This window comes from Geopseudomonas aromaticivorans (assembly GCF_019097855.1).
Lineage (GTDB): Bacteria > Pseudomonadota > Gammaproteobacteria > Pseudomonadales > Pseudomonadaceae > Geopseudomonas > Geopseudomonas aromaticivorans.
Window position 1 is genome coordinate 139,308 of the sequence record NZ_JAHRGL010000002.1, and the last position, 21,979, is coordinate 161,286.

At 66.1% G+C, this 21,979-nt stretch carries 18 protein-coding genes; 8 read left to right on the plus strand and 10 right to left on the minus strand.

Annotated elements, in window-relative coordinates:
* Positions 1–71 precede the first annotated feature (71 nt).
* Positions 72–968: a Rossmann-fold NAD(P)-binding domain-containing protein gene (locus KRX52_RS02670; RefSeq protein ID WP_217679606.1), complete on the minus strand. Its 897-nt coding sequence runs from the start codon at positions 966–968 to the stop codon at positions 72–74.
* A gap of 484 nt (positions 969–1,452) precedes the next feature.
* On the opposite strand from KRX52_RS02670, the gene katG reads away from it, so the two are divergent.
* Positions 1,453–3,624 carry a catalase/peroxidase HPI gene (gene katG, locus KRX52_RS02675; RefSeq protein WP_217679607.1) on the plus strand — a complete coding sequence of 724 codons (2,172 nt, stop codon included), beginning with the start codon at positions 1,453–1,455 and terminating at the stop codon, positions 3,622–3,624.
* Between the two features lie 151 nt (positions 3,625–3,775).
* Here katG and KRX52_RS02680 read toward each other — a convergent pair whose 3' ends face one another.
* Both KRX52_RS02680 and KRX52_RS02685 read right to left on the minus strand, forming a co-directional pair.
* Positions 3,776–5,998: an LTA synthase family protein gene (locus tag KRX52_RS02680; protein WP_367890517.1), complete on the minus strand. Its 2,223-nt coding sequence runs from the start codon at positions 5,996–5,998 to the stop codon at positions 3,776–3,778.
* A 224-nt stretch (positions 5,999–6,222) separates the two neighbouring features.
* The gene (locus KRX52_RS02685; RefSeq protein ID WP_217679608.1) at positions 6,223–8,181 is read right to left on the minus strand and encodes a DNA topoisomerase III; all 1,959 of its coding nucleotides are present in this window, start codon (positions 8,179–8,181) and stop codon (positions 6,223–6,225) included.
* Between the two features lie 269 nt (positions 8,182–8,450).
* Between KRX52_RS02685 and KRX52_RS02690 the strand changes: the two genes are divergently transcribed.
* The 6 genes from KRX52_RS02690 (at position 8,451) to KRX52_RS02715 (ending at position 14,556) form a co-directional block, all read left to right on the plus strand.
* Positions 8,451–10,658, plus strand: a complete 2,208-nt coding sequence (locus KRX52_RS02690; protein WP_217679609.1) for a diguanylate cyclase — start codon at positions 8,451–8,453, stop codon at positions 10,656–10,658.
* A 129-nt stretch (positions 10,659–10,787) separates the two neighbouring features.
* Positions 10,788–11,759, plus strand: coding sequence for a magnesium and cobalt transport protein CorA (locus KRX52_RS02695; RefSeq protein ID WP_217679610.1), 972 nt, complete (start codon positions 10,788–10,790; stop codon positions 11,757–11,759).
* A 187-nt stretch (positions 11,760–11,946) separates the two neighbouring features.
* Positions 11,947–12,255 carry a PepSY domain-containing protein gene (locus KRX52_RS02700; protein ID WP_217679611.1) on the plus strand — a complete coding sequence of 103 codons (309 nt, stop codon included), beginning with the start codon at positions 11,947–11,949 and terminating at the stop codon, positions 12,253–12,255.
* Complete coding sequence (locus tag KRX52_RS02705) at positions 12,255–12,560, plus strand: PepSY domain-containing protein (protein ID WP_217679612.1); 306 nt, start codon at positions 12,255–12,257, stop codon at positions 12,558–12,560. Before KRX52_RS02700 ends, KRX52_RS02705 begins: the two co-directional genes overlap by 1 nt.
* A complete protein-coding gene (locus KRX52_RS02710) occupies positions 12,560–13,237 on the plus strand; it encodes a response regulator transcription factor (RefSeq protein WP_217679613.1) in 678 nt (225 codons plus the stop codon). Before KRX52_RS02705 ends, KRX52_RS02710 begins: the two co-directional genes overlap by 1 nt.
* Positions 13,234–14,556 (plus strand): ATP-binding protein, encoded by a 1,323-nt coding sequence (locus tag KRX52_RS02715; RefSeq protein ID WP_217679614.1) that lies wholly within the window; start codon positions 13,234–13,236, stop codon positions 14,554–14,556. Before KRX52_RS02710 ends, KRX52_RS02715 begins: the two co-directional genes overlap by 4 nt.
* Positions 14,557–14,708: 152 nt before the next feature.
* On the opposite strand, the gene KRX52_RS02720 is transcribed toward KRX52_RS02715, so the two are convergent.
* Entirely contained in the window at positions 14,709–15,203 is a 495-nt protein-coding gene (locus KRX52_RS02720; RefSeq protein ID WP_217679615.1) for a Dps family protein, read from the minus strand.
* A 343-nt stretch (positions 15,204–15,546) separates the two neighbouring features.
* Here KRX52_RS02720 and KRX52_RS02725 point away from each other — a divergent pair, with 343 nt between their 5' ends.
* Positions 15,547–15,864, plus strand: coding sequence for a hypothetical protein (locus tag KRX52_RS02725; protein WP_217679616.1), 318 nt, complete (start codon positions 15,547–15,549; stop codon positions 15,862–15,864).
* A 158-nt stretch (positions 15,865–16,022) separates the two neighbouring features.
* On the opposite strand, the gene KRX52_RS02730 is transcribed toward KRX52_RS02725, so the two are convergent.
* The 6 genes from KRX52_RS02730 to KRX52_RS02755 all read right to left on the minus strand — a co-directional run bounded on the left by KRX52_RS02730 (position 16,023) and on the right by KRX52_RS02755 (position 21,768).
* Positions 16,023–16,565, minus strand: a complete 543-nt coding sequence (locus KRX52_RS02730) for a hypothetical protein (RefSeq protein ID WP_217679617.1) — start codon at positions 16,563–16,565, stop codon at positions 16,023–16,025.
* Between the two features lie 145 nt (positions 16,566–16,710).
* Positions 16,711–16,902 (minus strand): YgaP family membrane protein, encoded by a 192-nt coding sequence (locus KRX52_RS02735; RefSeq protein ID WP_217679618.1) that lies wholly within the window; start codon positions 16,900–16,902, stop codon positions 16,711–16,713.
* 48 nt (positions 16,903–16,950) lie between these two features.
* The gene (locus tag KRX52_RS02740) at positions 16,951–17,331 is read right to left on the minus strand and encodes a rhodanese-like domain-containing protein (protein ID WP_217679619.1); all 381 of its coding nucleotides are present in this window, start codon (positions 17,329–17,331) and stop codon (positions 16,951–16,953) included.
* Entirely contained in the window at positions 17,315–19,126 is a 1,812-nt protein-coding gene (locus KRX52_RS02745) for a SulP family inorganic anion transporter (protein ID WP_217679620.1), read from the minus strand. The genes KRX52_RS02740 and KRX52_RS02745 overlap by 17 nt, the downstream gene beginning before the upstream one ends.
* Positions 19,126–20,868: a bifunctional protein tyrosine phosphatase family protein/NAD(P)/FAD-dependent oxidoreductase gene (locus KRX52_RS02750; RefSeq protein ID WP_217679621.1), complete on the minus strand. Its 1,743-nt coding sequence runs from the start codon at positions 20,866–20,868 to the stop codon at positions 19,126–19,128. Before KRX52_RS02750 ends, KRX52_RS02745 begins: the two co-directional genes overlap by 1 nt.
* Positions 20,869–20,901: 33 nt before the next feature.
* Positions 20,902–21,768, minus strand: a complete 867-nt coding sequence (locus KRX52_RS02755) for an MBL fold metallo-hydrolase (RefSeq protein ID WP_217679622.1) — start codon at positions 21,766–21,768, stop codon at positions 20,902–20,904.
* Positions 21,769–21,979: the final 211 nt, after the last annotated feature.

The window sequence follows — 21,979 nt, forward strand, 5'->3', positions numbered from 1 at the left end:
TCATTCCAGCCTGCCCACCGGCCGGGCTCCTGCGTTGCCTTGTGTCATCCGCAGACAACCGGGCGTCCCCCTCATATCCATTCCCGCTCCACCGTCGTGCCTTGCTCGTCCCACAGTTGCTGCGGCGGGATATCGAGCAACGACCAGGCGCCGGGATGCAGCAGCGGTAGCGCCCGCGCAGCGGCCAGCATCATGCGCGCGGCCAGTTCGATCTCGTTGAAGCGCGCTTCCAGCAGCAGACCGGCATGGCTGGCGTTACCGGAGGCGGCATGGCGTTCTACCAGCACTCCGCGGTTGGTTTCCTCCAGCTCGGCGATGCTGTCCACCGGAAACACCAGCGTCTGCTCGTCGAGATAGAGCGGGTCGAGGCTGATCTCCAGCTCCACCGCGGCCGCATCGGCGCCGGCTTCCAGCTCGACGTACACGTAGCGCTGCAACTGGCCGTCCGCGCTCTTCACTTCGGTGGCCAGCGCCTTGCGCACGCCCTGGATGCCTTGCGCCGCCAGAGTGTGGTGCAGGCTGCTGGCAGCATGCAGGCTGGTCTGGGTGTGGCCATGGGGAATCAGCAAGGCGAACTGGCTGCGAAACAGCGAGAGAAGCCCCGGATCGCAGCCCGCACCGACGATGGCGGTTGCCCGGTAGAGGTGCGCCATGCGCTGCATGTCCGTCTTGTGCGCCGCGAAGGCGTCGCCGTGCAGGCGGGCGCACTCGACCAGCGGGATCCTGTGCTGCAGTAGTTCCTGGGCCTGGCCGCGCACCATGTTGGCTGGCACGCAGACCAGCGCGGCGTCGACCGCGCTCAGCTCGCTGACATGGCCGACCACCGGGATGTCGCCCAGCCAGTCGAGCGGCGCCGGGGTGCGCCGCACCACGCCGGCCAGCGTCAGAGTGGCGTCGCTGAGCAGCAGCTCGGCGCAGCGGCGCCCCAGGTTGCCCATGCCGATCACCGCGATCTGTCGTTTTTTCATGTTCTTTCCCGCGTAAGGAAGGGCGGAGTGGTTCCCGCATGGCTGCCTGGCGGCCGCTGTGCCGCGATAAGCGAGCCGTTGTCCCACAGGTTAGATCAGGCTGCGGCGGCGCTCCTGCCGCAGGAGCGCAGGAGGCGCTACGACACCCAGCGGGCCGTGCGGGCCGCCTCCCACGCTAAGCATGCTGCGCAAGTCGGCACGACGGTGCTTCGCCCATCGGCTTTCAAGTTCTCCGTCTACTATCAATTCCATTTCCAAAACCTATTGGCCTGGCCGGCTTGAGACTGCCAAGCTCGATCCAAGGCACCATGAGGCGGGGCGACTCGAAGTTGATCGCGCTGTCCTCGCATGGCCACGAACTCGCAAGGCTACCCTGGCGTATAGCAGCCGTATCTGTGCGGCGGCAGGGTGGTCGGATGGAAGCTCGGCGGACGAATTGCCATGGTTGGTGAAACTTGGTCCAAGAAATCGAACGGAGATGAGCATGAGCGGAAATAACATGAAAACTGCAGGCAAGTGCCCGGTGATGCATGGCGCCAACACGGCTACCGAAAGCTCGGTCATGGCTTGGTGGCCGAATGCCCTCAACCTGGACATCCTCCATCAGCACGACACCAAGACCAATCCGCTGGGCGACTTCGACTACCGCGAAGCGGTCAAGCAGCTCGATGTCGCCGCGCTCAAGCGCGACCTGCAGGCGCTGATGACCGACAGCCAGGACTGGTGGCCGGCCGACTGGGGCCACTACGGCGGCCTGATGATCCGCATGGCCTGGCACGCTGCCGGCTCCTATCGTGTGGCCGACGGCCGTGGTGGTGCCGGTACTGGCAACCAGCGCTTCGCCCCGCTGAACTCCTGGCCGGACAACACCAACCTGGACAAGGCGCGTCGTCTGCTCTGGCCGATCAAGCGCAAATACGGCAACAAGCTCAGCTGGGCCGACCTGATCGTCTTGGCCGGCAACGTGGCCTACGAATCGATGGGCCTGAAGACCTTCGGTTTCGGCTTTGGTCGCGAAGACATCTGGCATCCGGAAAAGGACATCTACTGGGGCTCGGAGAAGGAATGGCTGGCGCCCACCAATAACCCCAACAGCCGCTACTCCGGCGAGCGCGACCTGGAAAATCCGCTGGCTGCGGTGATGATGGGGCTGATCTACGTCAACCCGCAGGGCGTCGACGCCAATCCCGACCCGCTGCGCACCGCCAAGGACGTGCGTGAGACTTTCGCGCGCATGGCGATGAACGACGAGGAAACCGTCGCCCTGACCGCCGGCGGCCACACCGTCGGCAAGTGCCACGGCAATGGCGACGCCGCACTACTCGGCCCGGAGCCGGAAGCGGCGGACGTCGAGGAGCAGGGCCTGGGCTGGATCAACAAGACCAAGCGCGGTGTCGGTCGCGACGCCGTGACCAGCGGCCTGGAAGGCGCCTGGACCACCCATCCGACCCAGTGGGACAACGGCTACTTCGACATGCTGCTCAACCACGAGTGGGAGCTGAAGAAGAGCCCGGCCGGCGCCTGGCAGTGGGAACCGGTCGCCATCAAGGACGAAGACAAGCCGGTCGATGTCGAGGATCCGTCGATCCGCTACAACCCGATCATGACCGACGCCGACATGGCCATGAAGATGGACCCGGAATACCGCAAGATCTCCGAGCGTTTCCACAAGGACCCGGCCTACTTCTCGGAGGTGTTCGCGCGTGCCTGGTTCAAGCTGACCCATCGCGACATGGGTCCGAAAGCCCGCTACATCGGCCCGGAAGTGCCGCAGGAAGACCTGATCTGGCAGGACCCGGTACCAGCCGGCCGCAGCGACTACGACGTCGCCGCGGTGAAGGCGAAGATCGCCGCCAGCGGCCTGAGCGTCAGCGAGATGGTCAGCACCGCGTGGGACAGTGCGCGGACCTTCCGCGGTTCGGACATGCGTGGTGGCGCCAACGGCGCGCGCATCCGCCTGGCTCCGCAGAAGGACTGGGAAGGCAACGAGCCGGTGCGTCTGGCCAAGGTGCTCGCGGTATACGAGAAGATCGCTGCGGAAACTGGTGCCAGCGTGGCTGACGTCATCGTGCTGGCCGGCAACGTCGGCGTCGAGCAGGCGGCCAAGGCGGCCGGCTTCGCCATCAGCGTGCCGTTCGCTCCCGGCCGTGGCGATGCCCGCCAGGAGATGACCGACGTGGAGTCCTTCGAGGTGCTGGAGCCGCTGCATGACGGCTTCCGCAACTGGCTGAAGAAGGACTACAAGGTCAGCGCCGAGGAGTTGATGCTCGACCGCACCCAGCTGATGGGCCTGACCGCGCCCGAGATGACCGTGCTGGTTGGCGGCATGCGCGTGCTGGGCACCAACCACGGTGGCAGCAAGCATGGCGTGTTCACCGACCGGGTCGGTGCGCTGAGCAACGACTTCTTCGTCAACCTGACCGACATGGCCAACACCTGGAAGCCGGCCGGCAACAACCTGTACGAAATCCGCGATCGCAAGACCGACCAGGTCAAGTGGACGGCGACCCGGGTGGATCTGGTGTTCGGCTCCAACTCGGTGCTGCGCTCCTACGCCGAGGTCTACGCCCAGAACGACAACCAGGAGAAGTTCGTCAAGGACTTCGTGGCCGCCTGGACCAAGGTGATGAACGCCGACCGCTTCGATCTGGCGTAATCCCCCATCGAGCCGGGCCTGCACTGCAGGCCCGGTCCGTTCCTGTTCATGCTGCGGGCGTCCGTCGTGAGCGTCTAGGTGCTGCTATGAGTCGCCGGCTGCCGGGCTGCTGGCATCGTTCTCGCTATCGCCGCCAAGCGGAAACCACCCATCAGATCGCGCGGGACTTGTCGCCATTTTCCGAGAGCGGCAGCTTGTTTATGGCTCCCTGTGGCTCCGCCGCCGACTCGGTGATGACGCTGAAATCGCTTACTTCGATGGCGCCCCGTCCGTAGCCGAGCAGGTGGAAGGAGAACGCCTTGCGTGACTCGGGGTTATGGAAGGTGAAGTCCATCTGCAGCGGCTTTTCGGGGGTGACCAGCATCTTCGCCGGGATGTCCAGCGGCACATCCTGCTCGAACTCCTTGGCCTTGAGCAGGATGTAGACTTTCTGTTTCGGGCCAGTCGCGCGCACGGTCAGGCGCACGCGGGTCAGTGAGCCCTTGGGCAGTTCCAGGTACTGGGCACCGATCAGGTTGTCCGTCCAGTCATCCTGGACCTGTGCCTTGAGCCGGATGATGGTCGGGCTGCCGAACTGGTAGAACTGGTTCAGCGAGGTGCGCAGCAACGAGTGATCGAGCGCAGTTGCCTGCGCCAGCATCTGGCGCGCGCGCCGGCCGCCATATTGGCCGAGAAGGGGCGCACGCTCGGCGATGAAGCCTTCACTGGCGTAATACCGACAGCGCTGCTGGAAGTCGCACTCGGTCAGGGTTCCCCGGCCATCGTGATGGCGCAGCATGCCGTTGGTGTAGGACATGATTTCCCGGCCCTGCGGATAGTCGCGGAACAGCGAGCGCCCGCTCAGGGCCTTGGGTGCCGGGAAACCGAAATAGTCGAGTACCGATGCGCTCAGGTCGACGTGTCCGTAGACCCCGGATTTGATCCTGGGCAACTGGTCCTGCTCGGGGGCCAGCACCAGGCTGAAGCCCCAGGCCGAGGCGAGGCGTACGCCGTCGATGCCGTGGGACTCGTCCGAGGTAATGATGACCAAGGTGTCCTTCAATACGCCCTGGCGTTCCAGCTCGGTCAGGAAGCGCCCCAGTGCATCGTCTAGGTAGCTCACCGCGGCCTGCTTGCGACTCTTGTGGCGTTGCAGATACTCCGCGGGCGCCGAGTAGGGTTGGTGGGTGCCAACCGTCAGCAGGGTGAGCATCCAGGGTTGCTCCTTGCGGCGCAGCTGCCCGATGTAATCCAGCGCACCTTCGAAGAAGGACCTGTCGTCCTTGCCCCACGGGAAATCCAGGTAGCCAGGCTTCTTGAACCACTCCAGGCCGCGGGTGGAGTCGAAGCCGATGTGCGGCATGATCCGGTCCTTGGCCATGAACCTGAGGCCCGCGCCCTGCAGATAGTGCGTGGCGAACCCGCGGCTGCGCAACTGGGCTGGCAGGCAGGCCCGGTTGCGCTGGCTCTGGGTCAGAATCTCGATGCCCTTGGGCGTGCCGTTGTCGAGCTTGTCGTAGTCGCCGCAGAGCATCGCGTACAGGCCGCGAATGGTCTGGTGGCTGTGCAGCACGTAGTCAGGGGTGTTCATGCCGCGCTCGGCCCAGGCGCTCAGGTGGGGCATCAGGTTTTCACGGTAGCTGCTGTTCAGGGCCTGGCGGTTCGCGCCGATGTAGGCGCCCGGAATGCCTTCGAGGACGACGATCAGTACGTTGCGCGAGCGTCCCGGGGCTGGCAGCAGTTTTTGTCCGTTCAGGTCGAGGCGGGTAAGCCCCTCCGTCGGCGGGGGGATATCCGCGCTATCGCCCACCAGCCACTCCTCGAGACGCAGCTGGGCATTGCCAACGCCCGCCGCCAGCCATTGGTGCGGGAGGTTGAACAGCTGCCACGGCTCCGCCGTGCCGGACCGCAGCTGCTGCATGCCGGCGTGTGCCAACAGCAGCGCTAGCGGGAGCAACCAGGCATGGCGATGCAGGCGTGGCGACGGTTGCGAGCGGCCGGTCCATTGGCTGGCCAGCCAGAGGGTCAGCCCGATCGACAGGGCTGCGACAACCCACGGGTGGGCAAGGCTGCCGGCGGCGGAGCTGGCCATGAACTGCGGATCGCCGAGGTACTGCAGGTCTGCCGCATCCGGCAGCCGGCCTACGGCGCTGACCAGTTCGACGGCCGCCACCGTGAGCAGGGCCCACGCCACCAGCACCGGCAAGGCCAGCCACCAGGGGCGGCGGTACAGCAGCACGATCATCAGGCTGGCAATGCAGAGGTCCGACAGGTAACCGAGAGGGTCGGACCAGCCGAGGGCAGGGCGCATGCACAACGGAACTGCGAGCACCAGACCGGACAGGCTGGCGAGGGGGGCGTGCGGATGGTGCAGGCAGCGCGGGATGATGTTCACGAGGAAACCGTCACGCCATCAGAGGTTCATGAAACCATGCTAGCTGGTAACGCACATCTTTTTGGGCAACGTCGGCCCCCGAAAGTTCGTGGGCCAAATCCGCGGACATGGTCGCAGCAGACGCAATTGGCCGGTGCCGTCTGCAACCGCTCAGGCCGCTGGGGAACCGCAGCTCCGAAGCCCCTGGGTGTGCACCTTTGCGGGAGCAACGGGGTGGATTTTTTCTAGGTCCGCTCCGACCTTGAGGTGGCAGTTCGCCTCGCCGTCTTGCCGCCGGCCTTGCGCGGAGCGTTCTTGCGCGGCTTGCCCTTCCAGGCCGGTTTGCCCCCCGTCGCACCGGCCGGGGCGCCGCTGATGGTCAGGCGCAGGCCGGCGCAGCGCTCGACCAGTTTGCTCATCCACGCCGACTGCTTGGCGACGAACTCCTCCAGCGGCATCTCGCCGCTCTGCACCATATCCAGCGCCTGCTCCCAGATCGCCGTGGTACCGGGATCGGCGATCGGCCTGGGCACGGCGTCGATTAGGCTGAACGCCGCGGGGGTGGCGGCCAGCGCCTTGCCCTGCTTGGTGAGATAGCCGCGATCAAGCAGACCCTGGATGATCCCGGCGCGGGTCGCCTCGGTGCCGATGCCGGTGGTGTCCTTGAGCTTCTGCTTGAGGCGCGGATCGTCGACCAGCTTGGCGACGTTCTTCATCGCCTTGATCAGGTCGCCCTCGGTGAACGGTTTGGGCGGCTGGGTCTGCAGGTCCTTGAGGGTCACCTCGTGCACTGCACAGTCCTCGCCCTCGCGCAATGCCGGCAGCGCCTGCGGCTCGGGCGCCTCGCGGCCCCTGGTCGGCGTCAGTGCTTCCGGCAGCGCACGGCGCCAGCCGGGCTCGACGATCACCTTGCCCACCGCGCGCAGCGCCTGGCCGGCGCAGGCGAAGTCGGCCTGGGTGCGGTCGTACTCGTGGTTGGGCAGGAACTGCGCCAGGTAGCGGGCGCGGATCAGGGTGTAGACGGCGCGCTGCTTGCCGACCAGACGGTCGAGCTCCTTGGCGGCGACGGTGGGGATGATGCCGTGGTGGGCACTGACCTTGGCGTCGCTCCAGGCCCGCGAGCGGCGCTGGGCGTCGAGGTGCGGCATCAATGCGGCCAGCGCCGGATCGGCCTTGGCCAGTGCGGCGAGGATTCCTGACGCCTCGCCGTGCTGGCTGAGCGGCAGGTAGCCGCAGTCGCTGCGCGGGTAGGTGATGACCTTGTGCGTTTCGTACAGCGCCTGGGCGATGTCGAGGGTTTCCTGGGCGCCGAGGCCGAGCTTCTTCGAGCAGACTTCCTGCAGGGTACCGAGATCGAACGGCAGCGGCGCCGCCTCGCGCATGCGCTCGGTCTGCAGCTTGACCAGCCGCGCGCTGGCGGCACGGCGCATGGCCTCGGCGGCGTCACGCGCCAGCTCCGGCTTCAGGCAGCGGCCCTGCTCGTCGCAGGCGTCCTCCGGGGCGCGCCACTGGGCGCTGAAGGCCGTGCCGTCGGCTAGCAGCTGCACGTCGATGGCCCAGAACGGCACCGGCACGAAGTCGGCGATGCTGCGGTCGCGGTCCACCACCAGGCGCAGGGTCGGCGTCTGCACACGACCCACCGGCAGCACGCCCTGATAGCCGGACTGGCGGCCGAGCAGGGTGAACAGCCGGCTCATGTTCATGCCGATCAGCCAGTCGGCGCGCGAGCGGCCCAGCGCGGCGTGGTAGAGATTGAAGGTCTCGGCGCCCGGCTTGAGCGCCGCCAGTGCCTTGCGAATCGACGCATCGTCCAGCGCCGACAGCCACAGCCGGCGGATCGGCCCGCGATAGCGGCAATGCTCCACCAGCTCGCGGGCGATCATCTCGCCCTCGCGGTCGGCGTCGGTGGCGATCACCAGCTCGCGGCACTCGCCGAGCAGGCGCTTGACCGCCTTGAACTGGCTGGCGGTCTTCGGCTTGACCAGCATCTTCCACTGCGCGGGGACGATGGGCAGATCCTTGAGGTCCCAGCGCTTGTAGCGGGCGTCGTAGGCGTCCGGCGGCGCGGTTTCCAGCAGGTGGCCGATGCACCAGGTCACCGTCACGTCGGTGCCCAGCCAGCAGCAGTCGCCGCGCCGGCTGGCGCCGAGCACCTTGGCGATGTCCTTGGCCTGGGAGGGTTTTTCGCAGAGGAAGAGGCGCATGCTTGCCGTGATCCGGAGGGGTGATGCTGCACAGGATGGGGAGAAATGGACGTGCGGGCAAGGTTTGTCTGTATGTGTGTACAGTCTTGGTGCGCTGGCCAGACAACCTCAGGGAGCAGACGGTCGGGTTTTCCACGCAAGCAGGGTCAATCCGCGCGCAAGAAATCGGTCCTTGCCAAGCGCATGGCGTATTGCCATGCCGTGATCGAGCCAGCCATGATGATGAAATGTAGTTGCAGGTGTTCGTACAGGATCTGAAGAGCAGTCGGATGAAGCGATTATGGCAATGCCACGCGATACTTTTATTGGGACTGCTTTCGGTATTCGGTCTGGCCTGGGGGCAGGCGTTAGAGCTGACCGATGAAGAGCAGGCCTTTGTCAGCAGCCATCCGACCATCCGGGTGGCCAATGACAAACACTACGCGCCCTTTGACTTCTATGAAAATGGCAAACCCCAAGGCTACAGCGTGGAGTTGATCGAACTCCTGCTGACGAAAATGGGGTTCAAGGTGGAGTTTGTCAGCCATGACGAATGGAACGATAGCATCCGCGATATCCAGGCTGGCCGTATCGATGTACTGACCTCCGTGCAGCTTACGGAAACCGACTCCCAATATCTGCTCTTCAGCAATCCGTATCTCCGGGCGCGAGAGGTCATTCTCAAGCGCAGTGGGGACCAGTCGATCCACAGCGCCAATGACCTGCAGGGCAAGATAGTGGCCATGCCGCGTGGCTACGACTATCTGAATGTGCTGCGCAATCGCGATGTGGATTTCCAGCATCTGGTGGTGGCAAACATGCAGGAGGCCGTCGATGCCGTGGCCCGAGGCAAGGCGGATGCGACCATGGAAGCCGAGTTGGTGCTGCAGCACATCATCACGACCCAGGGGTACACGGACCTGGAGATGGTGTACCGGGTTTTTGGTCAAGAGTACGAGAACTTCTATAACTGCCATTTTGGCGTGCAACATGACCTGCCGATATTGCGGGCGCTGATCAACAAGGCCTTGATCGGCCTGTCTATGGAGGAGCGCAACAGGCTCTACCTGAAATGGTTTGGCAAGTCGCTGGGCCTGGAGGTGGATCCTGCGCAAACAGCCTGGCAGCTGACGCCAGACGAGCAGGATTTCGTGCGCAGCAAGAGTGCGCTATCGGTCTGCGTATTGCCCAACTGGTCGCCACTGACCTCGATGAGCCCGGCTGGTGTACACGAGGGCGTACTGATCGATCTCCTTGGGTTGTTGAACGGGAATCTCAAGCTGCCACTGGTTTTCCGTGGCGCCGCCAACGAACACCAGGCCAAGCAGTTGCTGGGGGCGGGGCAGTGTGACCTGGCGGTGTTGCCGCAAGGGCAGACCGAGAGCGCCGACCAACTGACCTGGACCAAGCCGTTGCTGTCTTTGCCCTATGTGCTGGCTGCGCGGAGCGGCCAGTTGTTCGTGTCGAGCCTGAAGGAGGTGGAGGACCAGAGCTTTGCAGTGATACGCGATGAGGCCCTGCTGATGCGGCTCCGTCTCTTGTACCCACACCTCGACATGCGTCTGGTGGACAGTGCCGACGAGGGCATCGAGCTGTTGCGTTCAGGCGAGGTATTTGGATACATCGACACCTCGCTGGCCGTTGCTTCAGCCATTCAGAAAGCCATGGTGGGCAATGTGAAGATTGTGGGAAAAGCGCCCTACGACCTGAATGTTGCACTGGCTGCCAAACGTGACGATGTGCTGCTGCATGCGGTGATGCAAAAGTCCATCGATGCCGTGCCCGATGCTGCGCAACGCGGGGTGATGAATCAGTGGATGTCCGTGCGCTCGGAGATTGGCATCGACTACTCCCTCGTCTGGCGGATCGGCTTGGGGGCTGCCGTCCTGCTCGCCTTGACCCTGGCCTGGAGCTTGACCATCCATGCCTCGCGCAAGCGCACCCAGTATGCGCTGGCGCAGCTGCACCATGCGCAAGGGCAGCTGGAAAAACAGAACCAGCAACTTGCCAGGGTATCGGTGACCGATCACCTCACGGGGGTGTTCAACCGTGTGCGACTGGATCAGGTCCTGGCTGACTCCCTGAGTGAGGCCGTGCGCAGCGGCAAAGAGTTCGCGGTGATTATCTTGGATCTGGATTATTTCAAGAGGGTAAACGACACCTTCGGGCATCAGGGAGGAGATCGGGTTCTGGTTGCAGTGGTCAACCTGCTGTCGCAGTGCATACGGAAAGCCGATGTACTGGGTCGTTGGGGCGGCGAAGAGTTCATGATCATCTGTCCGGATGGCGATTTGGCCGGCGCGACGCACCTCGCCCAGAAATTGCGGCATGCCATCGAGCAATACGAGTTTCCGGAGGCCGGCCGAGTGACGGCAAGTTTGGGGGTGTCAGCCTATCAACCCGGCGACACGGTAAATGTCCTCGTTGGGCGGGCCGATGGCGCGCTTTATCTGGCCAAGAACAATGGGCGGAATCGGGTAGAAAGCAGCCCTGGGTAGTTTCTCCCTATTCAAGCCGAGCGTGGCAGGAGATGGCCGCCGGTGCTGGCGTCTTTGCGCACAGCAAGGGACGCTGCGCGGGAAGGGCTGTTATAAGCTGCGTCATTCATCCCCACGCGAGGAGCATCCATGGGTCAGGTCGTTGCCGCCGCGGTCTATCACCAGGGCCGTAAAGTTGCCGATATCAGCCTCGAGGAAGGTCGCCATTGGGCCGCCAAGCCCGGGCATGTGGTCTGGATCGGCCTGCGCGACCCCGACAGCAGCCAGCTGAGCTGCCTGCAGCAGCAATTCAACCTGCATGAACTGGCCATGGAAGACGCCATCGCCCGGCACACCCGGCCGAAGCTGGAAACCTTCGGCGATGCGCTGTTCATGGTGGTGTACTCGCCGATTCGGGTCGACGGCCGCCTGGAGTTCGTTGAAACCCAGTTGTTCGCCGGCAAGGGATACGTGATCAGTGCCCGCTACGGCGACTCGGCGCCTTACTCCAGCGTGCGCCAGCGTTGCGAGGCGCGTCCGGTGCTGCTGGCTAATGGCGAGGATTTCGTGCTCTACGCCTTGCTCAGCTTCGTCATCGAGAACTACCGGCCGCTGCTGGACGGCATGTTCGGCGAACTGGAGGAGATCGACCAGACCGTCCACAGCCGCCCGCTGGGTCCGGTCGACGTCGAGCGCATTTCCAGCCTGCGCCGCGACCTGCTGCGTCTGCGCCGGCAGATCGCGCCCATGGCGGAGATCTGCCGCGAGCTGCAGCAGCTGGAATTCCCGTTCATCGACAAGCCCATGCGCCCGTATTTTCGCGACATCGCGATCCACGTCAGCCGCCTGCAGGAAGACCTCACCGGCCAGCGTGAGATGGCCGACCACGCCATCGAAATCGGCCTGCTGTTGGAGTCGTCGCGACAGAGCGTGGTGCAGCGCAAGTTCGCCGCCTGGGCCGCGATCCTGGCCTTTCCCACCGCGGTCGCCGGCATCTACGGGATGAATTTCGAGCACATGCCGGAGCTGACCTGGCAGTACGGCTACTTCGGTATCCTCGGCGTCATCGGCCTCGGTTGCTGCGGGCTGTATGCCAACTTCAAGCGCATGGGCTGGCTGTAAGTTCCCGCCGCAGGCTCAACAAGCCCCTCGCGAGGAAAAGGCCTGGGTCACCGCGGCGACAGGAGCCTGTTGGCCGGCCGGCTATGATCCGCCGCAGCGATCCTGAATGCGGTCGATTCAGTTTCGATTAAGTTGCCTTGGGTAAGGTGAATCCATACAAAGCCACTCGCTCCCCAGGAGAATGAAGATGAAAAAACTGACTGCCCTGCTTGCCACCGCCCTGATCGCCGCCACCGCCGGTGTGGCCCAGGCCCGCGACCTTGGCCCCGACGAGGCGCTGAAACTGCGTGACGCCGGCACCATCCTGTCGTTCGACAAGCTCAATGCCGCCGCCATCGCCAAGCATCCGGGCGCAACGCTCGGCGAGACCGAGCTGGACGAGGAGTTCGGCCGCTACATCTATCAGGTCGATCTGCTGGATGCCCAGGGCGTACAGTGGGATGTAGAGCTGGATGCCAGCAACGCGCAGATCCTCAAGGATCACCAGGACGACTGATGCCCAAACTCACGCCCTTCATCGCCGTCATGGCACTGTTCATGATCGCCTCGGCCCAGGCCCGCGATCTCGATCAGGACGAGGCCCTGCGCCTGCGCCAGGAGGGCGTGATCCAGCCGCTGCAGCAACTGCTGCAACCGGTGTTCGACCGCTACCCCGGCGCGCGAATGTTGGAGGCCGAGCTGGAGCAGGAGGACAATGTCTACGTGTACGAGATCGAGCTGCTGACCGCCGCTGGCGAAGTACGCGAGGTGGATCTGGACGCGGTCAGCGGCCGCCTGCTGAAGGACGAGGAAGACGACTGATGCGCTTGTTGCTGGTGGAAGACAACGTCGCCCTCGCCGACGAACTGCTCGCCGACCTGAGCCGCCAGGGCTACGCCGTCGACTGGCTGGCCGATGGTCGCGACGCCCTGGTGCAGGGCGCCACCGAGCCCTACGACCTGATCGTCCTCGACCTCGGCCTGCCCGGCATGCCGGGGCTGGACGTGTTGCGCCGGTGGCGCGGCGACGCCCTGGCCACCCCGGTGCTGATCCTCACCGCGCGCGGTAGCTGGGCCGAGCGTATCGACGGCCTCAAGGCCGGCGCCGACGACTACCTGAGCAAGCCCTTCCACCCCGAGGAGCTGGCCTTGCGCATCCAGGCGCTGCTGCGTCGCGCCCATGGGCTGGCCAACCAGAGCGAACTCAAGGCCGCTGGCCTGGTGCTGGACGAGGCGCGCCAGTGCGTGCGCCGCGGCGACGAGGAAATCATGCTTACCGCCGGCGAATTCCGCCTGTTGCGCTATTTCATGCTGCATCCCGGGCAGATCCTCTCGAAAACCCAGCTCAACGACCACCTCTACGACGGCGAGAGCGAGCGCGAGTCGAACGTCATCGAGGTGCACGTCAACCACCTGCGCCGCAAGCTTGGCCGCGAGGTGATCGAAACCCGCCGCGGTCAGGGCTACCGTTACGCCGGCGACGCGGAGCAGGGCGGGTGAGGTCGATCCAGAGCCGTCTCGGCCTCGGTCTGGCCGCGACCCTGCTGCTGGTCGGGCTGGTGCTGCTGCAGAGCAGCCTGTGGCTGTTCGACAACGGTCTGCGCCGCTACCACGAAAGCAATCTGCAGGATGAGGCGGAAACCCTGCTCACCGCCCTGGCGCGCGGCGAGCAGGGCGTGGAGCTGGACGAGCGGCGTCTGCATCCGGCCTACCAGCGGGCCTTTTCCGGGCGCTATTTTCGCATCGACTTCGCCGACGAAGTCTGGCGCTCGCGCTCGCTGTGGGACAGCGAGCTGCCGCGCCCCGCCCGCAAGGGCCTGGCGCCGGAGCTGGTGGCGGGCGTCGCCGGCCAGCAACTGCTGCTCTATCGCGGCGACTACCGGCGCTTCGGCCAGCGGCTCAGCATCAGCGTCGCGCAGGACTACACCCCGGTGCTGACCAGTCTGGCGCGCATCCGCTGGCTGGGGCTGGGCCTCGGCGCTGGCGGCCTGCTGCTGGTGCTGCTGCTGCAATGGCTGACTGTGCGCCGCGCGCTGGCGCCGCTGGAGCGGGTGCGCCGGCAGATCGCCGAGCTGCAGGCCGGCCGCCTCGGCGAGCTGGACAGTCGGGTGCCGAGCGAGCTGGAGCCGCTGGTCGGGCAGATCAACCACCTGCTCAAGCACACCGAAGACACTCTCAAGCGCTCGCGGCATGCCCTCGGCAACCTCGGCCATGCGCTGAAGACGCCGCTGGCCGTGCTGGTCAGCGTGGCCAACCGCGAGGAACTGCGCGGCCATCCGGCCCTGCGCGCCACCCTCGCCGAGCAGCTGGCGCAGATCGAGCAGCGCCTGGCCCGCGAGCTGGGCCGCGCGCGGCTGGCCGGCGAAGCGCTGCCCGGCGCGCACTTCGACTGCTCCGTCGAGCTGCCGGCGTTGTGCGCCACCCTCGAGCAGATCCACCCGCATGTCGACATCGGCTGGCAGGCGCCGGCCGCCCTGCGCCTGCCGTGGGACCGCGAGGACCTGCTGGAGGCGCTCGGCAACCTGCTGGACAACGCCTGCAAGTGGGCCGACAGCACGGTCAAGGTCAGCGTCGGCGAGGACGGCGAGGGCTACTGGTTGTGCGTGGAGGATGACGGCCCCGGTATCGAGCCGGTGCAACGGGAGTCGGCGGTCGCGCGCGGCAACCGTCTCGACGAGCAGGTGGCTGGCCACGGCCTCGGCCTGGCCATCGTCCGCGACATCGCCCAGGCCTGCGGCGGCTCGCTGGTCCTGGAGGACAGCGCCGAGCTGGGCGGGCTGTGCGCGCGGGTGCGCCTGCCGAGACCGGGCGTGCACTGATCGCCAGGGCATGCGCGATCCGGTCGGCCTGTACCCCGCGGCCCCAGCGGACGCTTGCCCAGGGACAGCAACCGCAGGGGGCTCAGGGCCAGCCGGCGGTGCCGGCAGGGCGCAGCGCGAGCGTCAGCAACGCTCTGCTGCGCAAGCGAGGGTTACTCTTCCAGCAGGCTGCGCAGCATCCAGGCGGTCTTTTCATGCACTTCCAGACGCTGGGTGAGCAGGTCGGCGGTCGGCTGGTCGTTGGCTGCATCGGCCACCGGGAACAGCTTGCGTGCGGTGCGTGCCGTCGCTTCCTGGGCGCTGACCAGGTGGCGAATCATGTCGTTCGCCTTGGGGACGCCTTCCACTTCCGCGATGGTGGCCAGCTTGACGAACTCCTTGTAGGTGCCCGGCGCTGGGTGGCCGAGGGCGCGAATGCGCTCGGCGATCAGGTCCAGGGCAGTCCACTGCTCGGTGTATTGAGTCATGAACATCTGGTGCAGCGCGTTGAACTGCGGGCCGGTCACGTTCCAGTGGAAGTTGTGGGTCATCAGATACAGCGTGTAGCTGTCGGCCAGCAGGACGGACAGGCCCTTGACAATTTTCTCGCGGTCGCCGGCGTCGATGCCGATATCGATGGCAGGTGTCTTGCTTTTCTTGGTCGCCATGTCGTAACTCTCCTGGTGAGAAATCTTGTCCGACGTACCTTCCGGGGCGGTCGACAGGACGGCGCGCAGATGATCTTTCCTGCGTGCGCGGATGGACCGGAAGCGCTGCCGGAAGGCACGGACCGCTGAGTTTTACCATATCTGGCCAGCGAAGTTATCGGCCAAAGGTCGTGCCTGTGGACGCGGACGGCTCGCAGGCCGGGCGGGCGCAGCAGCGTGCGGAAGTGGCGCCGGTTGTCAGGGCCTGTGCCATGCTTTCTCAGGTGTTCTTCCCAGCCGCGGCGTCGCCACCACAGGCTGGTGACAGGCGAAGTCATCCAAGAGAACCTGCAGGAGAGTCCAAATGAAGAACCATCTGTTCTGTGTTGGTGCCGAGGTCGGGCCGTCGCCGGCCAGGGAGTTCATGGGTGCCGAGGTGAATGTCTATGTCGGTGCCAACGATCTGCGCGATGCCCTGGCGCGCGTCGAAACCGCGTTGCAGCTGGACGGCTTTGAGGTGACCTTCATTCGGGGATGCTGGGTGGTGGATTCGGCCTGCAACGATGGCTTCTGCCCGGCCGATGAACTGCCCACCGAGGGGAGCGGTGGCCTGCTGTTCAGCGATGCGGTGCACTACGGCGAGTTCCGCGAGCGGACCATGGCGACTGACTACGGGTATTGATTGCCGCGTGCTTCCCGCCCGCCTGCGCTCGACGGGGGCGGGTGGTCTTGCGCACGCTGGCGCGAATCTCCCGTTGGGCTGCTTCTGGCCTAGGGGGTGTCAGGCGCTACGGTGTCGGCAAGCTGGCCTGCACGCGGACATTCTGGCGGGCCGCCGGCTCAGCCATCCTCGCCGTCACCGAGGGCCTCCAGTCGACACTCGTAGGCCGGTGCCGCGTAGATGCCGAGCGTCGTCGACAGCTCCAGCAGCCGGGGCAGATCGCGGGTATAGATCAGCACCACCTGCAGCTCCTGGTCCAGCGGCTCGCTGAAGTCGACCAGCTCGTAACCCTCCGTCTGTGGATACAGGCTGCTCAGTTGCACCTGGATGCGCTGCAGGGCGGTCAGCAGGTCGTCCCTGGCTAGGTCGGCGGCCTTGAGGGTGAGGGGACTCTGCGGACCAAATGAGTCGACCACCTGCTGGAACAGCTCGTCGGCCTGCTTGGCCTGGAACAGCACGGTGTCGGGCAGGCTGCCGACCAGCACCCACTCGCCCAGCGGGATGGGCAGGCTGTCGTCGTAGTCGACCTCCGGATGGGCCGCGAGGAAGGCCTGCGGATCGGCATAGGCACGGCTGGCCTCGTCGGCAATGCGCCGGATATCTTCGTCACCCATGCTGCCCGAGCTGATCAAGGTAATCAGTTCCACCAGTTGCTCGTTCATTTGCTGAAAACTCCCTGGGATCTGTCGCCGGTTTGCCAATGCAACCATAGACCATCCTGGCGGGACGCAACCGTGCCGCCCCCCTCGGGACGCCGCCGCATGACCGCGTCACTCGGGGCTTGGCTGCGAGGCGGGGCAGGCGAACCTACTTGTGCTTCAGCGGGCAGGTGCGGATGCCGAGCAGGCTGTAGGCCGGGCACCAGCCGAGCAGGCCGGTGGCCAGCGGCAGGATGCCGATCCAGGCCCAGAGCGGGCCGCCGGAGATGGCCCAGGCGAGCAGGCCGAGGCCAATCAGGATGCGGCCGATCCTGTCGATGCTGCCAACGTTCCTGTGCATGCTGTGCTGCCTCTTCGCGGGTCTGCAGGCCGTGGCGTGCGCGACGGGTTACTCGAAGACCGGCAGGCTCGGTGTGAACACCGTTTTGCCGGCGGCTTGCCAGGCGTCGAAGCCGCCGGCAATCGACTGCACCTGCAGGTAACCCATCTCCTGCAGCGCACAGGCGGCGAGGGCGGCGCGACCGCTTGTCTTGCAGTACAGCACAATGTTGAGGTCGCGCAACGACAGCTCCGGGCTGGCGCTGAGCTTGAACTCGAGCAGGCCGCGCGGGATGTTCACGGCGCCGGGAATATGGCCGGCGTGGAACTCGTCGGCTTCGCGTACGTCGAGCAGCACGTCGGCGGCGCGGATCGCGGCGTCGGCGGCATCGAGGTCGATTTCGTGGATGCGGGCCTTGGCTTCGGCCACCAGATCATGGGCGCTTTTCACTGTCGATTTCCTTGCGTGCGGATTGACTGAGGGTAGAGGTGCTGTACTCGTGGTGGCGCTCGCCGATGGCGCGCTGGGTAGTCTGCGGGTCGAGCTCGGCCAGGGCCTCGAACTGGCTGATGAACACCCGGCCGCCGAAGTGCTTGAGTAAGTCGGAGTGCTTGAGCCGATCCATCACCGGCCCCTTCACCTCGGAAAGATGCAGCTGGATGCCGGCCGCGTGCAGGCGCTCGCTGATCGCCTCGAGGCTTTCCAGGGCGCTGGCGTCGATCAGGTTGACGCCGGAACACATCAGCACCAGATGCTCGACCTGCGGGTGCTGGCCGACCAGTTCGGCGATGCGGTCTTCCAGGTAGCGGGCGTTGGGGAAGTACAGGCTCTCGTCGACGCGCACCGACAGCACCCGCGGGCTTTCCACCACGGCGAAGCGCGCGACGTTGCGAAAGTGCTCGCTGCCCGGCAGCTGGCCGACCACCGCGATGTGCGGCTGGCTGGTGCGCCAGAGGAACAGCAGCAGCGACAGGCCGACGCCGAGCAGGATGCCGGCCTCGACGCCGACCAGCAGCACGCCGAGCATGGTGGCGGCCATGGCCGCGGCATCCTGCCGGGAGTAACGCCAGGTGCGCTTCAAGGCGCCGAGGTCGACCAGGCTGAGCACGGCGACGATGATGGTGGCGGCGAGCACCGCCTGCGGCAGGTTGTGGAACAGTGGGGCGAAGAACAGCACGGTGATGGCGATGCCCGCGGCGGTCAGCGCCCCGGCCAGCGGCGTCTGTGCGCCGGCATCGTAGTTGACCACCGAGCGGGCGAAGCCGCCGGTGACCGGGAAACCGCCGCTGAGGGCCGCGGCGATGTTGGCGCCCGACAGGGCGACCAGCTCCTGGTTGGGATCGATGCGCTGGCGGCGCTTGGCGGCCAGGGTCTGTGCCACCGACACCGACTCGACGAAGCCGACCAGGCTGATCAGCAGGGCGGCGGGCAGCAGCTTGCCGGCCAGCACCAGGTCCAGGGGCGGCAGACTGAGTGCCGGCAGGCCGGTGGGCACGCTGCCGACCACGCGCACGCCGGCGTCGGCCAGGCCAAGCAGACTGACGGCCAGGATGGACAGCAGCAGGGCGACCACCGGGCCGGCCTTGGCCAGGTTGCCGGCCAGGCGCGGGGTGAAGCCGATGGCCTGCAGCCAACCACTCAGCTTGTTGCGCACCAGGAACAGGAACACCAGGCTGGAGCCCCCGATGGCCAGGGTTGGCAGGTGGGTGGCGGGCAGGCCGGTGAGCAGGCCGTGGAGCAGCTCGAAGGCGTGCTCGCCGGTGACCTGGATGCCGAGGATGTGCTTGAGCTGGCCGAGGGCGATGAGGATGCCCGAGGCGCTGATGAAGCCGGAGATCACCGGGTGGCTGAGGAAGCTGGCAAGAAAGCCCAGGCGCAGCACCGCCATCAGCAGCAGCAGCAGGCCGGAGAGCAGCGCCAGCAGCAGGGCGGCGCCAGCGTAGGCGGCGCTGCCGGTGGGGAACAGCGGGCCGAGCGCGGCGGCGGTCATCAGCGAGACCACCGCCACCGGGCCGACCGCTAGGGCGCGACTGGTGCCGAACAGGGTGTAGGCCAGCAGCGGCAGGATGCTGGCGTACAGGCCGGTGACCGGCGGCAGGCCGGCGAGCATGGCGTAGGCCAGGCTCTGCGGGATCAGCATCAGGGTCACGATCACCGCCGCCAGGCCGTCCTTGCCGGCGGCCTCGCGGTCGTAGTGCCGCGCCCATTCCAGACACGGCAGGTAGCGGGCGAGCCGCTCTCTCATCACTTCTTCTCCTGGGTGAAGTCACAGGCGGCCGGCGATTCCGCCGGGCGCGGTTCGAAGTCCAGGTGCTTGGGTTCGGCCATCCATTCGTGGCCCTTGAGCATCAGGTCGAAGTAGATGCCCGGCATCCACTTGGTCTTCAGCTCCCAGGCCAGGCGGCGCGGCACCCGCGGATCGAGGGGGAAGGTGGGCAGCAGTTTGCCGCCATAGCCGAACTCGGCGAGGATCACCTTGCCGCGCTCGACGGTCAGCGGGCAGGAGCCGTAGCCGTCGTAGATCGCCCGCGGACCGCGGCCGGCGAGCACGCTGAGCACGTTCTCGGCCACCACCGGCGCCTGCTTGCGCACCGCCGCGGCGGTCTTGGCGTTGGGCGCGGCGCACACGTCGCCGAGGCTGAAGATGTTGCCGTAACGTGGGTGACGCAGGGTTTCGTGGTCGGCCTCGACCCAGCCGTCGGCATTGGCCAGCGGGCTGTGGCGGATGAAGTCCGGGGCGCGTTGCGGCGGCACCATGTGCAGGAAGTCGAACTCGCGTTCCACCGTGCTGGTCGCGCCGTCGGCGCCGGTGACCTTGAACCAGGCCTTGTGCGCCTCGCCGTCGACCTTGATCAGCGTCTCGTTGAAGTTGAGGTGGGCGCCGTAGCGCTCGACGTACTTCATCAGCGGCGGCACGAAGTCGGCGACGCCGAACAGCACCGCGCCGGCCGAGCAGAAGTCCACCTGGATGTTGGACAGCACGCCCTGTTTCAGCCAGTGGTCGCAGGACAGGTACATGGCCTTCTGCGGCGCGCCGGCGCACTTGATCGGCATCGGCGGCTGGGTGAACAGCGCCCGCCCGCCGCGCAGGCCCTGCACCTGATTCCAGGTGTAGGGCGCCAGCTCGAACACGTAGTTGCTGGTCACGCCGTGCTTGCCGAGGGTTTCCCGAGCGCCCTCGATGGCATCCCAGTTGAGGGTCAGCCCGGGGCAGACGATCAGGGTGCGATAGCCCAGGCGGCTGCCGTCTTCCAGCACCACCTGCTGCTGCTCCGGCTCGAAGGCGCTGGCGGCGGCGCGGATCCACTGCGCCTTGCTCGGGATGCAGCGGGCCATGGCGCGCTCGGTGCGCGCGCGGTCGAACACCCCGGCGCCGACCAGGGTCCAGCCCGGCTGGTAGTAGTGCTGCTCGCGCGGCTCGACGATGGCGATGCGCAGGCCCGGGTCGCGCTTGAGCAGGCTGGCGGTGACCGCGCAGCCGGCGGCGCCGCCACCGATCACCAGCACGTCGTAGCGCGGGGTATGCGCGTAGGCGGCCGCCGGCTGGGGCTGGTTGGGCAGGGTCTGCCAGCGTTGCTCGAGGCGCGGCTGCAGGGCGGCAAGGTCGTAGCCGGCCTCCTTGGCCGTCGCCAGCAGCGCCTCGGGATCGAGGTGATGGGCCTCGGCCAGCGCCCACAGGGTGGTGGAGCGGGTGCCGGTGCGGCAGAAGGCCAGCACCGGGCCCTTGACCTGGTCGAGCAACTCGCGAAAGGTCGTGACGTCCTGGTCGGTGATCTGGCCGGAAATCACCGGCAGGTCGTGGTACTCGAGGCCGGAGGCTTCGGCAGCGGTGCGCATCTCGGCGCTGCTCGGCTGGCCTTCGCCTTCGTTTTCCGGGCGGTTGTTGATCACGCAGCGAAAGCCGCTGGCAGCCAGGGTGCCCATGTCCGCGGGTTCCAGCTGGCCAGCCACGGCAATGAACGGGGTGAGACGCTTGATCGGTTGCATCTTGTTGTTCTCCTCAGGGTTGCCTGGGTCGAATCAGAGCAGGTCGAGCGGGATCTTCAGGTAGCGGGTGCCGTTGTCCTCGGCCGGCGGCAGCTCGCCGGCGCGCATGTTGATCTGCACCGAGGGCAGGATCAGCGTCGGCATGCCGAGGGTGGCGTCGCGGGCGGTACGCATGGCCACGAAGGCTTCTTCGTCGATGCCCTGGTGGATGTGCACGTTGTGTTCGCGCTCGGCGCCGATGGTCGTTTCGTAGAGGTATTCCTCGCGGCCCGGCGCCTTGTAGTCGTGGCACATGAACACCCGGGTGTCGTCCGGCAGGCTGAACAGCTTGGCGTGGATCGAGTGGTACAGGGTGCGGGCGTCACCGCCGGGGAAGTCACAGCGGGCGGTGCCGTAGTCGGGCATGAACAGGGTGTCGCCGACGAAGGCGGCATCGCCGATCAGATAGGTCATGCACGCCGGCGTGTGGCCGGGGGTGTGGATGGCGCGGGACTCGACGCCGCCAACCCGGAAGGTCTCGCCGTCGTGGAACTGGTGGTCGAACTGGCGGCCATCGGTGGCGAAGCCGGGTTCGACGTGGAACAGCTTGCCGAAGGTCTGCTGGATCACCGGGATCTGGTCGCCGATGCCCAGCTGGCCGCCGAGCTGCTCCTTGAGGTAGTGGCCGGCGCTCATGTGGTCGGCATGCACGTGGGTTTCCAGGATCCACTGCACGGTCAGGCCGTGCTCGCGCACGTAGGCAATCAACTTGTCGGCGTTGTGGTGCGAGGTACGCCCGGCGGCGGGATCGTAGTCCAGCACCGGGTCGATCAGCGCGCACTGGCGGCTCTCCGGGTCGCTCACCACGTAGCTGTAGGTGAAGGTGGCGGGATCGAAGAAGGCTTCGACATGGGCGTTCATGGGACGGTCCTCCGCGGCAGTTCAGATACCCATGGGGGTATGGTGTGGGCACAGCCTACTGCGATTTTTTGTTCTATGCATAGAATAAAATCTTATATGAGATGTTGGCCATCATCCGCTCCCCAGCATGGACCATGCTGGCGTTGCTCGGAGTCGGTGGCGGGGGAAACTGTGCGGCGGAAATGAAAAAGCCGGAGCAGGGGCTCCGGCT